15 protein-coding genes are annotated in these 14,118 nt (G+C 49.5%); 7 read left to right on the top strand and 8 right to left on the bottom strand.

The features are described 5' to 3' along the window. Positions 1-105: 105 nt before the first annotated feature. From IBX50_RS03680 to IBX50_RS03655, 6 genes are all read left to right on the top strand, one after another. A complete protein-coding gene (locus tag IBX50_RS03680; protein WP_292253367.1) occupies positions 106-897 on the top strand; it encodes a DUF599 family protein in 792 nt (263 codons plus the stop codon). Between the two features lie 197 nt (positions 898-1,094). Then, entirely contained in the window at positions 1,095-1,535 is a 441-nt protein-coding gene (locus tag IBX50_RS03675; RefSeq protein WP_292253365.1) for a transcriptional repressor, read from the top strand. Between the two features lie 34 nt (positions 1,536-1,569). Then, the gene (locus IBX50_RS03670) at positions 1,570-2,904 is read left to right on the top strand and encodes a dihydroorotase (RefSeq protein ID WP_292253364.1); all 1,335 of its coding nucleotides are present in this window, start codon (positions 1,570-1,572) and stop codon (positions 2,902-2,904) included. A gap of 11 nt (positions 2,905-2,915) precedes the next feature. Further along, positions 2,916-3,365 carry a phosphoribosyl-AMP cyclohydrolase gene (hisI, locus tag IBX50_RS03665; protein ID WP_292253363.1) on the top strand — a complete coding sequence of 150 codons (450 nt, stop codon included), beginning with the start codon at positions 2,916-2,918 and terminating at the stop codon, positions 3,363-3,365. A gap of 5 nt (positions 3,366-3,370) precedes the next feature. Continuing rightward, a complete protein-coding gene (gene yidD / locus IBX50_RS03660) occupies positions 3,371-3,664 on the top strand; it encodes a membrane protein insertion efficiency factor YidD (RefSeq protein WP_366930688.1) in 294 nt (97 codons plus the stop codon). A gap of 6 nt (positions 3,665-3,670) precedes the next feature. Continuing rightward, the gene (locus IBX50_RS03655; protein WP_292253361.1) at positions 3,671-4,675 is read left to right on the top strand and encodes a phospholipase A; all 1,005 of its coding nucleotides are present in this window, start codon (positions 3,671-3,673) and stop codon (positions 4,673-4,675) included. Here the strand turns inward: IBX50_RS03655 and IBX50_RS03650 are convergent. From IBX50_RS03650 to IBX50_RS03635, 4 genes are all read right to left on the bottom strand, one after another. Further along, positions 4,658-5,779, bottom strand: coding sequence for a DNA alkylation repair protein (locus tag IBX50_RS03650; protein ID WP_292253360.1), 1,122 nt, complete (start codon positions 5,777-5,779; stop codon positions 4,658-4,660). The genes IBX50_RS03655 and IBX50_RS03650 overlap by 18 nt on opposite strands. A gap of 5 nt (positions 5,780-5,784) precedes the next feature. Further along, positions 5,785-6,198 (bottom strand): SufE family protein, encoded by a 414-nt coding sequence (locus tag IBX50_RS03645; RefSeq protein ID WP_292253357.1) that lies wholly within the window; start codon positions 6,196-6,198, stop codon positions 5,785-5,787. Positions 6,199-6,213: 15 nt separating this feature from the next. Continuing rightward, the gene (locus IBX50_RS03640) at positions 6,214-6,606 is read right to left on the bottom strand and encodes a hypothetical protein (RefSeq protein WP_292253356.1); all 393 of its coding nucleotides are present in this window, start codon (positions 6,604-6,606) and stop codon (positions 6,214-6,216) included. Between the two features lie 120 nt (positions 6,607-6,726). Further along, complete coding sequence (locus IBX50_RS03635) at positions 6,727-7,926, bottom strand: site-specific integrase (RefSeq protein ID WP_292253355.1); 1,200 nt, start codon at positions 7,924-7,926, stop codon at positions 6,727-6,729. Between the two features lie 227 nt (positions 7,927-8,153). On the opposite strand from IBX50_RS03635, the gene IBX50_RS03630 reads away from it, so the two are divergent. Next, positions 8,154-9,173 (top strand): DNA-binding protein, encoded by a 1,020-nt coding sequence (locus tag IBX50_RS03630; RefSeq protein ID WP_292253354.1) that lies wholly within the window; start codon positions 8,154-8,156, stop codon positions 9,171-9,173. Here the strand turns inward: IBX50_RS03630 and IBX50_RS03625 are convergent, their stop codons facing one another. The 4 genes from IBX50_RS03625 to nfuA all read right to left on the bottom strand — a co-directional run bounded on the left by IBX50_RS03625 (position 9,174) and on the right by nfuA (position 14,027). Next, a complete protein-coding gene (locus IBX50_RS03625) occupies positions 9,174-9,614 on the bottom strand; it encodes a universal stress protein (RefSeq protein ID WP_292253352.1) in 441 nt (146 codons plus the stop codon). Further along, a complete protein-coding gene (locus IBX50_RS03620; protein WP_292253350.1) occupies positions 9,607-12,201 on the bottom strand; it encodes a TRAP transporter permease in 2,595 nt (864 codons plus the stop codon). Before IBX50_RS03620 ends, IBX50_RS03625 begins: the two co-directional genes overlap by 8 nt. Positions 12,202-12,319: 118 nt before the next feature. Beyond that, complete coding sequence (locus IBX50_RS03615; protein ID WP_292253373.1) at positions 12,320-13,297, bottom strand: TAXI family TRAP transporter solute-binding subunit; 978 nt, start codon at positions 13,295-13,297, stop codon at positions 12,320-12,322. 112 nt (positions 13,298-13,409) lie between these two features. Then, entirely contained in the window at positions 13,410-14,027 is a 618-nt protein-coding gene (gene nfuA / locus IBX50_RS03610; RefSeq protein WP_292253348.1) for a Fe-S biogenesis protein NfuA, read from the bottom strand. Positions 14,028-14,118: the final 91 nt, after the last annotated feature.

Raw genomic sequence — 14,118 nt, 5'->3', positions numbered from 1 at the left:
GTTCCCGCTTATATCCCCGCCCGATTGGGCGAGGGTTTACGCGGATTTTGCTAAGACTGACTCTGGGTCTGTTAGTCTTATTCAACGAAAAAAGGAGTAAAAGAAGTGCCATCTACATTAACAGAGGCTTTCAGCTGGTTGGACTGGATTGCACTGGGGTGGTTCGTGCTCAGTTGGGCCTGGTATTACGAATACAGCCGTAGACGGCAACGTAACCGCCGTTGTCTGGCTGGCATCATGCATGGTTATCGTTATGACTGGATGAAGCGCCTGCTGGATAGGGAAGCACGTATTGCTGATGCCACTATCATGACTCACCTTGAACGGAACGGTGCTTTTTTTGCATCCAGCACCCTGCTGATACTGGCAGCACTGTTTGGTTTGCTGGGTGCTACTGATCGTGCGCTGGCAGTTGTTGTGGATTTGCCTTTTGCCGTGCATGAGCCAACACGCCTGGGGTTGGAACTCAAGCTACTATTGCTGGTGATGATCTTCATCTATGCCTTTTTCACCTTCACCTGGTCGATGCGACAGTATAATTTTTGCGCTATTCTGATCGGTAGTGCACCCTTGCCCAATGAAAGTGGTGTTTCGGCTGGTGCAAGAAAAATGTTTGCCATTCAGGCTGCTAATGTCATTGATCTGGCTGCCAATCAGTTCAACTATGGTCTACGTTCTTATTATTTCGGCCTGGCACTGTTGAGCTGGTTTTTGCATCCTGTGCTGTTTATTCTGTCAACGCTGGCAGTAGTTGCCATTCTGTACCGGCGCGAGTTTCACTCCAAAACCCTCAGAGCTCTCACTGCAGGTCGGGATTTACGTGTCAGTTTTCGCGGTATTCTGCAGGATGACGACCCCCTGGCTCTTGATAAACCCGCACAGCCAGAAGAAAAATAAAAATGACTGTCGCAGGGAAGATACCTTGCCTGTAAGTTGCACAAAAAATTAATATCTCGTGATGCTATTTGAATTACCGACAGGCATTTAATCAGGCTCTTTTTGCTGCTGAAGTTTGTTCTGCAAGGGCACTGCACGTAGAATAAAGGCATCAACGCTTTTATGCGTGCCCACTTGCCAAACCAAGAAGCCTTTGAATGAGCCGGGAACCGGAAAAACTGATGGCCGAGGCGGATGCCCTTTGTTTTCGCAAGGGTTTACGCCTGACACCCACCCGACGCAGGGTGCTTGAACTTATTGTACAAAGCTCTGGAGGTGCCAAGGCTTACGACCTGCTGGATGCCCTGACTACTGAAAATGCCTCAGCAAGACCACCCACAATTTATCGTGCCATCGACTTTTTGATGAGCAATGGCCTTATTCATCGCATAGAATCATTAAACGCCTATGTCAGTTGTGCCTGCCCGGAGCACGCTCAGGCCTATCAGTTACTGATCTGTGAGCAGTGCGGTGAAGTACAAGAGCTGCACGAAGAAGCCCTGGATCAACAACTGGAGCAAGCTGCTGCTCAGCAGGGTTTTCTGATTCATAAAAAAAATATAGAAGTTCACGGGCTTTGCCGTCAGTGCAACCAGTGAAATCTGATTAAAACGTTTATCTGGAGCATGTCTCATGTACGATCTTTTGCTGCTTAATGCCACTCTAGTCAATGAAGGCCGGGTGTTTCGGGCGGATGTTGGTATTCGTGACCAACGCATAGAAACCATTGCAAAGGATTTGTCCTCCAGTGCAGCAACACAAGTCATGGATGCCACCGGTTTACACCTGCTGCCGGGAATGATTGATGACCAGGTACATTTTCGTGAACCGGGTCTGACTCACAAGGGTGATATCGCTACTGAGTCTGCCGCTGCTGTTGCAGGTGGCATCACTACCTACATGGAAATGCCCAACGTCAACCCGCTGACCATCAATGCTCAGACACTGGAAGACAAGTATCAGCGTGCAACGGGTCGCTCTCATGCCAACTTTGCGTTCTATCTGGGTGCCAGCAATGACAACCTGGAAGAAATCAAGAATCTGGATCCTCAAGCCGCCTGTGGTGTGAAGGTGTTTATGGGGGCATCCACCGGAAACATGCTGGTGGATAATCCCGAAGTACTGGACGGCATTTTTGCCCATGCGCCGATTTTGGTCGCCACTCACTGCGAAGACTCACCGATGATTCAGGCCAATGAAGCGCTGGCCAGAGAAAAATACGGTGAGGATGTGCCTTTTTCCGAACATCCCAATATCCGCTCGGAGGAAGCCTGCTGGAAATCCTCATCTTTTGCAGTGGCTCTGGCAAAAAAACACGGTACTCGCCTGCATGTATTGCATATCACCACCGCCAAAGAGCTGGCCTTGTTTGAACCGGGTGAGTTAAAAGGCAAACGCATCACCGCTGAAGCCTGTGTGCATCATCTCTGGTTCAGTGAAGAAGATTACGAAAGACTGGGCGCACAGATTAAATGTAACCCCGCAATCAAACGCAAGGAAGATCGTGATGCCATCCTGCAGGCTGTTGCAGAAGGGCGTATTGATATTATTGCCACCGATCACGCACCCCATACCTGGGAAGAAAAACAGGGCAGTTATTTTAAAGCACCGGCTGGTTTACCCTTGGTGCAACACGCACTACCAAGCCTGCTGGATCATTATCAGGCGGGTCGTTTGTCACTGGAAACCATCGTTCAAAAAGCCTGTCACAACCCGGCAGTGGCCTTCCAGGTCAAGGATCGAGGTTACCTGCGTGAAGGTTACTTTGCTGATCTGGTACTGGTGGATTTGCAGAAAGAAACCACCGTGACCAAAGAATCCTTGCTGTACAAGTGTGGTTGGTCTCCGTTTGAAGGACATACCTTTCAGAGCCGCATTGTTACCACGCTCGTTAATGGTGGTATTGCTTGGCATGATGGCTTGCCAGGTCAGAAAATTCACGGTCAGCGTCTGATGTTTAACCGTTAAAAGGGTTGATCATGGCATCAAATAATACTTTCTGGCTGCAGCTGGAAAAAGCTGAAATCGGTACCCGTAAAACTTTTGATGAGGTACTGGATCAGTTGGCTTTTAATGATCAGGGGCTGATCACTGCTATTGCCCAGCAGGCCGATACCGGCGAGGTGTTAATGCTGGCCTGGATGAATCGCGAATCACTGGAGATTACCTTAAAAGAAGGCCAGGCCTGCTACTGGTCACGTTCACGTAACCAATTATGGCGCAAAGGGGAAAGTTCCGGGCAGGTGCAGTGGCTTAAAGGGCTGCGTGTGGATTGTGATGGTGATGCGTTACTGCTATTGGTTGATCAACAGGGGCCGGCTTGCCACACCGGCCGCAGAAGCTGCTTTTATTTTGATCTGAATGGTGAGCGGCTGAAAGTGTTAAACGAGCCACTGGTTGATCCGACCAGCCTTTACGGTAAAGGTTAAGTAGCGTGCAGCGCCCTGTTACACTACAGGACTGGTTGTTGTTGCTACCACGACTGATCAGCTGGTTGCTGAAAAAACTTTTGATCGGACTGGTGCGCTTTTACCAGCTTTTTATCAGTCCATTAAAACCACCGAGTTGCCGTTTTTACCCAACCTGCTCTTGTTATGCGATTGAAGCATTAAAGGTACATGGCCCAATCAAGGGGTTATGGCTGACTTTACGCAGGGTAGGGAAGTGCCATCCTCTACATCCCGGCGGGGTGGATTTGGTACCACAAAAAAAGAAGTCATCTGAGTAACCCACCATGACCATCAGACATTCCGTTATCGGACTGTTGATTCTGCAACCTTTGCTTTTTGCTCCAGTGCTGGCAGAAGAGGATGATGCAGAGACTCAAGCAAGAAAAAAACAACTGGAAGAGCGTATGGTTGAATACCGTACCCTACTGCGTGAAACACTGCTCCAGTACGGTGAAATGGCGCAGAACCATGAGTTTGACTACTCCACTACCGAGCTGGATGAACGTCTGAATCAAGAACGAGTGATTCAAAGCCTGCCTTTTGGGTTTACACCACATGAGCGCAACTATATTTTACCCGTCAGTTATTCCAGTTATCCCAACAGAACCAGTTTTGAGGCCATAGACTCGGAAGCATCAATGCAACCACTGGAAATCAAGTTTCAGTTAAGCATGAAAATTCCAGTCATGACGGATCTGTTTAATGATAAAGGTACCTTGTTTTTTGCCTACACCCAGACATCTTGGTGGCAGGCTTATAATAACGAGGCTTCCAAACCTTTTCGTGAAACCAACTATAAACCTGAGCTGTTCCTGACGCTGGAAAATGATATACGTTTTCTGGGTTTCACCAACAGCTACAACCGCATCGGTTATGCTCATCAATCCAATGGTCGTAACTTGCCTTTGTCACGCAGCTGGAATTATCTGTATGTGTCCAGCGCCTTATCCAAGGGAAACTGGATGCTGGAGTTGACTCCCCGTGTGCGCATTCCGGGAATGGGTGGAGAGGACAACAATCCAGATCTGGAAAAATATATTGGTTATGTGGATTTGAGCCTGGCTTACGCCAACAATGACTTTGAGTATATTCTCAGTGCCAAAGGCAGCTTTGAAGATGATGGTCATGGTGGCCTGCAGTTGGACTGGTCTTTTCCTATCAAGGGTAAAATGCGTGGACTGGTTCAGGTGTATGCCGGATATGGTGAAAGCCTGATCGACTATAACCATGAAAACTATCGGTTCAGCCTGGGTTTACAGTTCACCAACCAGCTACTGGGCAGCAAATGATAGCTCAAAGTGTCCAAGCGGATAACTGCAACCGTTGATCAGAAGATCCACCTGATGAACACCGGGGTAATGCCTGCGGGTGGTCATATTGGCCAGAGATAGACTTTTACTCAGTTTTTCACTGGTGTTGGCTGCCAATTGCAGGGTTTTAAGCTTAAATACCTTGGCCGAAGTGCTGCCATTGCCCTTGATATAATGCACACAAAAATCAATCAATAAATCCTGAGACACTGAAGTTGGATTCAACAGCTCAAAACTCAGTTGTACCTTGCCACCCATACAAACTTGGGCAGGTGTAATATCTGGCTGACTGATCTGCACTTCGGGTGCCTTGCCATATCCCAACTGATCCAGCGCTTCTGATTGACCTTGTTTGATCATGGAGCGCAGTGCATGGCGAATCAGCCACAGGCGCTCTGGTGATGCCTGATCCAACCAGCGGCGGGTGGTGCTGGTCAGCAGCTCCGGGTGATCCTTGCCAATATCATTCAGGTTATTTGCCACAGATCGACGTACATACAGCTCAGGATCATCTTTCAGTTTTTCCAGCAATGCCAGCACCGGAGCCGGGTCTTTCTGAAACTCTTTCAGGCAGCTTGCCCAGGGTAAACGTGGGCGAGTACCTTCAGAAACCAGCCTGCGAACGTGGTGATTGTTATCTTCTGCCCAGAGATGCAGGCGCTCCAGTGTGGTCTCGGTATGCTGCTCCAAGTAAGGCCTAATGCAGAACTCAGCGGTGAAACGCTGGGTCAGCTCATACTGAGCCTGCATGGAGGCCTCAAAATGCTCCAAACCATAACGGGCAATATAAAAGCTGTGAGGCAGGTACAAAAAGGGCGCCATGCTGCTGCCCTCATCCCGCTCCAGCCGGGACCCCATGGAAGCCACCAGCAGGCGGGTTGCCTCTTCATAATCAGCGGGCAAATGGTGATGTAGTGCTTCTGCGATATGGCGTCCACGTGCCATCAGGTCCAGCGAGTGATAACCCTTTAAAGCATCGTCCACAAACTGTTCAGCATTAAAACGCTCATAAACACTGCTGATTTGAGCCGCAATCTGGCGAGGAATGCTTTCTCCGTACTGGTTGATCAACGGCTCAGCCATAATGATTATCCCTTTGCGGCCTTGGCAACGGCAAAAATGCGCTCCAGCATGGCATAAAGGCCATTACTGCGTGTGGGACTGAGGTGTTTATCCAATCCTAACTCTTTCAGAAAATCCGGTGGGGTGGCAAGAATTTCAGCAGCAGTGCGACCACTGTAGATGCGCACCAGCAGCGCAATCAGTCCGGAAACAATAGCAGCATCACTGATAGCAGCAAAGTACAGGACATCGTCTTTCACTTCTGGATGGATCCAGACCTGAGACTGGCAGCCTTCTATTTTGTATTCCGGTGTTTTCCACTCTTCAGGATAGGTCGGCAGAGCCTTACCCAGATCAATGATGTACTGATAACGATCCATCCAGTTATCAAAAAACTCAAACTCTTCCAGCAGGGTTTGCTGGGCTTCTTGTGCTGACACGGTGTTATCTCCGGTTTAATGCTTGCCCAGACGTTGCACTTCCATGCGTTCACTGTTGGCAATACGAATATGCTGGCCGTTACGAGTAGTAAATCCACGTTCCTGCAGGTCTTTTTTATACACCTGATAAATATCCTCTGTGCCGTTGGTCGGGTTCATTACCCGCACCTCCAGCAGAGTGCGCTGATCCTGCCAGTCGTACACCATCCAGGCGGCCGTACTGAGCATAAACAAGGCCAGAATACCAATCAGCAGAGGTTTAACCGCCGGTGATTTTCTGCTGGAGGGCAGGGCAGATGAATGACCTGCAGCCTCGTTTTTCTCTAACTCTTGTTGCCGCTGCTGGTGTCGCCAAAGTATATAAACCACCCCGAATACCAAGGCAGTGACCAGAATTTTACCCAACATGCCGACTCCGGGCTGAATGAAAATGGCTGCTTATCTTAACAGATAATCGGCTGTTCTCCATGAATGGCACCCAGCGCCTGCAGATCCTCTGGTCTATTGATCCGGTCACCCGGCATCACTTTAATCTTTTTCCGAAGCATCCGCCCAGGGTGCCTGCCAGTCCTGTTTTCGGTTCTGCTCTTGCCAGGCTTCGTCTTCTTCGTGTAGGTAAATACGAGTGGTTGCCAGGCTGGCATGTCGGGCATTCCTTGCCAGAAAGCGCAGTTCAACACCGGCATCCGCCTGATGAGTGATGGAAGTATGGCGAAACCAGTGGGTGCTGGTTTTACTTAATCTTAGCGCAATCTCCGGATTAGAGACGGTAAAAGCAGCGCTGGCTTCATCCGTCAGGGCCTTTATGGTGCGATAAATCATATTGGGACTGATGCCTTTGCTACCGGATAGATCTCGCACCACCGGGCTGAAATCTTCAGCATCAGGCAGGGGAGTTAACCCCAGAAACTCACGATAACGCTTTAGCGCAGCAATCAAGGCTTCATTAACGGGGATCTCTGCATATTTCTTGCCCTTGCCTTCCACCGCCCACCACCAGTAATTACGGCGCTGAAAAAAATCATTCATTTTTGCCTGGGCCACTTCATGCACACGTGGCGCCAACAAGTACAAAAATGCCAGCAGCAAACGCCAGCGTTCCAGCTGTTTAAGGCGTTTTGGATCGTCACTCTGCTGGTGCTGCAGATAATCCACCAGTGCCTCCCAGGTATCCTGATCCAGATGCCGCTCTCGCACCTGGCGGCCATCCTGCCGAATTTCTTTCTGTCTCACCAGAGCCAGCGGATTACCAGCCAGATAGCCTGCAGCATGAAGGTACTGGAACAAACCTTTAAGAATACGCAAGGCATGTTGCTGGCTGCTTTTACTCAAACCACCTTGAAAAGGTCGCCAGTCTTCACTGTGACGTGCAGCTCGGCCATGACCACACCAGCGGGCAGCAGGTTGTGGATCGACCAGAAAAGCCTGGTAAGCCGCCAGATCCTGCCGACTTAAGCTGGAGAAAGCCTTGCCAAGCTCCAGCCAACACCAGAGCAGCAGACGTTCTGCCTCCTTGCGATAAGTACGAAAGGTCTGTGGCTGATCCTTGTATTCCAGCAACCAGGATTGTACGGCATCCAGATCAGTACGAGCATCAATCTGGCAGATCTGGGTCGCCGGTGGCCGATTCTCACCAACACGACCACTGAGTTCATCCGGTAGATTCCGGATCTGCTCCAGCGGTGCAACTGGCAGTGCAAATGAAGTTGCGGGCTTTTTGGCAGACATATTGAGCATTCCTGATTGAGCATTCCTGAAAGGTGTTTAAGCCATTTTATCCTGTAATACCAAACCACCGCCAGTATTCATGATAATGGTGGTTATCATGAATACTAGCTGAATTTCGTATCATAATTTACATTTTACGTAATACGTAATATTATCGATAAAAATCACTCCCGCCTGGTTTGGCGGGTTTTACAGCATCAAACAGAATCAAAACGAGGCTTTTAATCATGGCCAGAAACGGTGTGCAGTATCAGCAAGTGGTTCAGGTTATTCAGGAGCTGCAACGTCAGGGTGAAAACCCAACCGTGCAACGCATTCGTGAAGCACTGGGTACTGGCAGTTTCACCACGCTCAGTGAACACCTGCGGCAATGGCGGGATGAACAACGTAACGCCACACCCTTACAGCAGGAGTCAAAGGAGGTACCGGATACACTGCTGAATCTGACAAGGGAGTTATGGCAAGCCGCCTGCGCAGAAGCCGATTTGAAACTGCAGCACTACCAGCAAGCTGCGGATCAGGAAATACGTCAGGCACTCAGTGATAAACAGCTGGCCATGGAAGAAGCTCTGCGCACCGAAGAAAAAAACCTGCTGCTGGAGCGGAAAAACACTGAACTGCTGCGTGACATCAAACAGCTGACTGCTGATATCAGTCGAATACAGACCCTATTGGAAGAAAAAGACAAACATCTGCTGACACTGGAAATCAACAGCCAGGAACGTGAAGCTACAGCGGCGGCAAGCATTCAAAAACTGCAAGCCGAACTGCAAGAACAACAGCAGAAACACCTGCTGGCCTTGCAACAGCAGAAAGAAGAACACCAGTCAGTGCTGGCTCATGAACAACAGCGAAACGAAGAAAATCAGCTGCGCTGGATGCAGGAAGTAGATCTTGCCCGACAGGAAACACGCAACCTGCAAGAGAAACTCCAGCAGCAAGCACTGGAAATCAAACAAGAACGTGCCCAGCTGCAGCAAGCGTTAAAAACCAGCCAGCAACAGGTGCAGGATCAACAACAGGAGTTACAGGCAAGACAACTGAGGGAGCAAGAAATCAAACAACAGCTTGAGGCAAAGGAGCAGCAACTGAAGCAGTTGCAAGCTCAATCAATACAGCAGGAAGCCAGCCTGAAACTGCAGCTGGAAGAAAAAATCAGAGAAGTGAAAAACAATCAGCAGGAAATAGCCACATTAAAGGCAGCAGCGGCCAGTTACACCCGCCCTGCCCCGTTAATTATGATCTGATCAGCCGCGATCCGGTCGAATGACCATCACCGATACATGCGCTCTTTCAATCACTTTGGCTGCAACCGAGCCAAGGAAAAAACGCTCAACAGCTTTGGGGTCATGGCTGGGGATCACAATCAGATCAGCCTTGATGCGTTTGGCTTCTTTAAGAATTTCCTTGTGAGGTGTGCCTTCTACCGCACGCAGTTTTACCTCAAGATCATCGGGAACATGAGGCTCCACCAGGGTTTTTAATTTCTGGTAGATGCTGTCGATAATCTTCGCCAAATCCTGTTTGGGAAAGTAGCTGGCAACAATGGGTGAACCAAACCCCGGCAATACTGTGAGCACATGCAGCTGCGCCTGATAGGACTGCGCCAGCTCCACAGCCGCTTTAATGGCCTTGACTGCCTGCTGGCCATCACTGATATCAATAGGCAAAAGAATTTGTTTAAACATGACTTGCTCCCGTTTTGGATTGCAGGCGAATCCGACGACGCTGCAACCAGGCGATCAAACCCAGCAGTAACAAGGGTGGAATCATCATCCATTCTTTGGCCGGTCGATCCAATTCAATTTCAGCGCCGGTGATTTTCCAGCCAAAATCAATACCCAGAGCCTCAGCCGGTGAACCAAAAGTGACCAGATCCACTTCCACCTCATCATCAAGGATACTCAGTATTAACCCAGCGTCTTGCAAACGGCTCAGGCCATCACCGGAGGTTTCCAGTGGCAACAACACCAGTTTCCTGACATCACGACCATCCAGACTTTCACCTTCTACCCAGATACGCAGTGCACCTTCATCCGGGGTTTGTTCCGCTGCATTCACTATCTCTGCAGCGGGTACCAGCTCTGTTGGTGGGTAAATCATGTCCCACCAGTAACCGGGGCGAAACAGGGTGAAAGTAATCAACAGCATGGCCAGAGTTTCCCAAACACGGTTTTTGGTCAGCCACCAGTGCTGGGTTGCTGCTGCAAATACCAGTATTGCGGCAATGGCACCAAACAATACCGTGAAAAAGTGGAACAGATTCTGGATGTCAATCAACAACAGATTGGTGTTGAAGATAAACATAAACGGTAGAATTGCGGTACGAATATCGTAGGTAAAACCCTGCACACCTGTTTTGATCGGATCGGCCTTGGCCACTGCGGCAGCGGCAAAAGCCGCCAACCCGACTGGGGGTGTATCATCCGCCAGAATGCCGAAATAAAACACAAACAGATGCACTGCAATCAGTGGTACCAGCAAGCCATGCTGGGCACCCAGCTCCACAATCACTGGTGCCATCAGAGTGGATACCACGATATAGTTGGCTGTTGTTGGCAGACCCATACCCAGAATCAGACTGATCACTGCGGTAAAAATCAGAATCAGCATCAGACTGCCGCCGGAGATAAACTCAACAAAATCGGTCATCACCAGCCCAATACCAGTCAGCGTGACTGTACCCACCACAATACCAGCTGCAGCAGTAGCCACACCAATACCGATCATATTGCGGGCACCATTAACCATGCCGTGATACAGATCCTCCACACCTTCACGCACCATCGCTAGATAGTTATTTTGTTTTCTGAAGAAGCTTTTTAATGGCCGTTGTGTCAGCACAATAAAAATCAGAAAGATGGTTGCCCAGAAGGCTGAAACACCCGGTGAATAACGCTCCACAGCCAAACACCAGACCAGCACCACCACGGGAAGCAGAAAATACAGCCCGGATTTGACGGTTGGCCCCACTTCCGGCAGCTCCAGAATCTCGGAATCAGGATCATCCAGCTTTAATTCAGGAAAACGGCAGGCATAAGCCACCAGCCCAACATAAGCCACACCAGTCAGCATCAGTACCAGGGTCATGGCCCAGTCACCAAAGATCACCTTCATCCAACCGATACCGTAATAAACAGCCAGCGTCAGAATACAAAGCCCCAGAATAGTACCGATAAAATTGGTGAGTGATTGAGCAAGAGTAGGTTTATGTCGACGTGGAATACCCATCATGTTGGCTTTACAGGCTTCCAGATGCACGATGTAGATCAGCGCAATATAAGAAATTAGCGCAGGCAGAATAGCGTGTTTGATGACATCCAGATAAGGAATACCCACATACTCCACCATCAGAAAAGCCGCAGCCCCCATGATGGGTGGTGTTAACTGACCATTGGTGGAAGAAGCAACCTCTACGGCACCGGCCTTGGTGGCAGAAAAACCCACCCGTTTCATCAGAGGGATGGTAAAAGTGCCAGTGGTGACCACATTAGCAATGGAGGAACCTGAAATAATACCGGACATACCGGAAGCCACTACCGCAGCCTTGGCTGGACCACCACGCATATGACCCAGCAGGGAGAAAGCCACCTTGATGAAGTAGTTCCCTGCCCCTGCCCGCTCCAGCAAGGCACCAAAAAGCACAAACAAAAATACAAAACTGACAGAAACACCTATGGCAACACCAAAAACTCCTTCTGAAGTCAGCCATTGGTGTGACAACAGGCGCTCAATGCTGGCTCCCCGATGTGAAATGACTTCCGGAAAATAAGGGCCAAAATAGGTATAAGTCAGAAAAACTGCAGCCACTATCATCAGTGGTGGGCCAAGTGCCCGACGGGTTGCCTCCAGCAATAACACCATACCCATACCGGCAAAAACCAGATCAGTGGTATTGGGTATACCCGGCCTGGTCGCCAGCGCTTCGTAGGCATATACCAGATAAAATGCTGAAGCAGCACCTAATGTCGCAAATATCCAATCATGCCAGGGAATCTGTTTCTGTGATGAACGCTTAAATGCTGGATAAACCAGAAAGGCTAGAAAGATGGCAAAGGCCAGGTGTGTTGGTCGTGCGAAAGACGAACTGATCAGTGAAAAGGGTGACGCATACCAGAGCTGAAACAAAGACCAGCATAACGCAACCACCAGAATCAGTTTACCGGGTAGTCCGGCAGGTTGTCGCGAGCCACTTTCTGATTGCACCAGTTTTGTCGCTTCATCCACACTGGAGTCGTCAATACTGATGTGTTTGGAGGAGTTTTTTTCGGCCATTCAGGGATGCCTCTTTCACCAGGTATAACAGCGCTGGGTAAACACTGTTGAAACAAAAAAGCCAGCTAGTCAGGGTTTGAATAGCTGGCGTTCTTTATATTTCCAGAGAAAATCAGGCTTATTTCAGCAAACCTGCCTCACGGTAATATTTTTCAGCACCGGGATGCAGTGGCGCGGAAAGACCCGCTCCAACCATGTCTTTTTTGGTCAGACCGGCAAAAGCAGGGTGCAGGCGTGTGAAGGTATCAAAATTCTCGAATACCGCTTTTACCAGATGGTAAACCTGATCATCCGGGGTCTGGGCACGAGTCACCAGTGTTGCAGCCACACCAAAGGTATGGGTGTCATTCGGGTTGCCGGTGTATTCACCACCTGGGATTACCGCACGGCGATAGTAGGGATACTTCTTCAGCAACGCATCCACATAGTCACCACGCACGTTAACAAAACGGCTGTCACAGCTGCTGGTGGCTTCCTTGATGGCACCGCTGGGGTGACCAACCACATAAATCATGGCATCAATGCGGTTGTCACACAGAGCACTGGACATTTCTGCAGCTCGCAGATCTGCTGCCAGTGAGAAAATACCCATGTTTTGGCCGCGTAACTCCAGCATTTGCTCAACGGTTGAGCGCTGACCAGAACCGGGGTTACCCACATTCACACGCTTGCCACGTAATTGGTCAAACTCGGTCGCACGGGCATCAGCACGCGCTACCACAGTAAAAGCTTCCGGGTGCAGTGCAAATACCGCCCGCAGGTCGGTATAAGCTCCAGCGTCGGAGAATTGCCCTTCACCCTTGTAAGAGTTGTACTGCACATCCGATTGTACAACACCAAAATCCAGTTCACCGGCACGAATGGTGTTGACGTTATAAGCAGAACCACCGGTACTTTCCACAGAACAACGAATACCGTGCTCGCTGCGATCACGGTTCACCAATCGGCAAATAGCACCACCGGTTGGATAATACACACCCGTCACACCGCCCGTACCAATGGTAATAAAGCTCTGGTTAGCCAGAACACTTGTACTCATGCTTGCCAGCCCCAAGCCCGCAGTGATAGCGGCTGTTGCCAGTGTTTTTTTCAGCATAGACATGCCTTTATTCTCCCAAGCAGTTATTGAACATCCAGTCAGACAAACAGACTTTAATCTAGGCACAGATGCCACGGCTGTCAAACCTTAATCACTGAAAATCAATGCATTACTTATAGTAGGCATTTTCCTTGACGGTATGATCCGTGACATCACGGATGCCCCGCAGTTGCGGCAGACGCTCCATCAGAGTTTTTTCAACACCATCTTTTAGTGTTAGATCCACTGCCGAACAACCCTGGCAGCCGCCACCAAACTGCAGCACGGCAATATCATCTTCGGTCAGTTCAATCAGCTTGATTTCACCACCATGGGCAGACAACCCCGGATTGATGTCACTGTAGAGGATGTAGTTGATCTGATCAGCCAGTGGGCTGTCCTTGCTGACCCTGGGCATCTTGGCATTGGGCGCCTTGATGGTCAGCTGACCACCCATACGATCCGGATTAAAGTCCACCACTGCTTCTTCCAGAAATGGCAGGCTGTTTTTTTCCAGATACACTTTGATTTTTTCCAGCTGCATCAACTCATCAGCCGGTTCTTCTTCGCCGGGTCGGCTGTAAGCCAGACAGGTTTCAGCATAGGGTGTACCGGGCTGGGTGATGAAAACCCGCACAGACATACCTTCAACCTGCTGCTTACTCAGTAGCTCAGCAAGATAACTCTCGGCTGTTTCAGTAATTCGGAGGGGCTTGCTGATTACTTCGGCTTCGCTGACTTCATTCATTTTGTTTCACTACCCCACAGGAAATAAGGACTTGGTTCTGTCACATCTTATGACAAATCACACAAAAAGAACAATACCCTAGTCTTTTGAT

Source organism: Marinospirillum sp. (assembly GCF_014859565.1).
The sequence above is the reverse complement of the archived record's forward strand: the minus strand, read 5'-3'. Positions and strand labels throughout refer to the sequence as shown.

Excerpts from the sequence above, each read along its gene's own strand:
- IBX50_RS03650 (WP_292253360.1), bottom strand. The coding sequence starts at position 5,779 with ATGGCTGAGCCGTTGATCAACCAGTACGGAGAAAGCATTCCTCGCCAG.
- hisI (WP_292253363.1), top strand. The coding sequence starts at position 2,916 with ATGGCATCAAATAATACTTTCTGGCTGCAGCTGGAAAAAGCTGAAATC.
- IBX50_RS03670 (WP_292253364.1), top strand. The coding sequence starts at position 1,570 with ATGTACGATCTTTTGCTGCTTAATGCCACTCTAGTCAATGAAGGCCGG.
- IBX50_RS03635 (WP_292253355.1), bottom strand. The coding sequence starts at position 7,926 with ATGTCTGCCAAAAAGCCCGCAACTTCATTTGCACTGCCAGTTGCACCG.
- IBX50_RS03620 (WP_292253350.1), bottom strand. The coding sequence starts at position 12,201 with ATGGCCGAAAAAAACTCCTCCAAACACATCAGTATTGACGACTCCAGT.
- IBX50_RS03625 (WP_292253352.1), bottom strand. The coding sequence starts at position 9,614 with ATGTTTAAACAAATTCTTTTGCCTATTGATATCAGTGATGGCCAGCAG.
- nfuA (WP_292253348.1), bottom strand. The coding sequence starts at position 14,027 with ATGAATGAAGTCAGCGAAGCCGAAGTAATCAGCAAGCCCCTCCGAATT.
- IBX50_RS03630 (WP_292253354.1), top strand. The coding sequence starts at position 8,154 with ATGGCCAGAAACGGTGTGCAGTATCAGCAAGTGGTTCAGGTTATTCAG.
- IBX50_RS03675 (WP_292253365.1), top strand. The coding sequence starts at position 1,095 with ATGAGCCGGGAACCGGAAAAACTGATGGCCGAGGCGGATGCCCTTTGT.
- IBX50_RS03655 (WP_292253361.1), top strand. The coding sequence starts at position 3,671 with ATGACCATCAGACATTCCGTTATCGGACTGTTGATTCTGCAACCTTTG.
- IBX50_RS03640 (WP_292253356.1), bottom strand. The coding sequence starts at position 6,606 with ATGTTGGGTAAAATTCTGGTCACTGCCTTGGTATTCGGGGTGGTTTAT.
- IBX50_RS03615 (WP_292253373.1), bottom strand. The coding sequence starts at position 13,297 with ATGCTGAAAAAAACACTGGCAACAGCCGCTATCACTGCGGGCTTGGGG.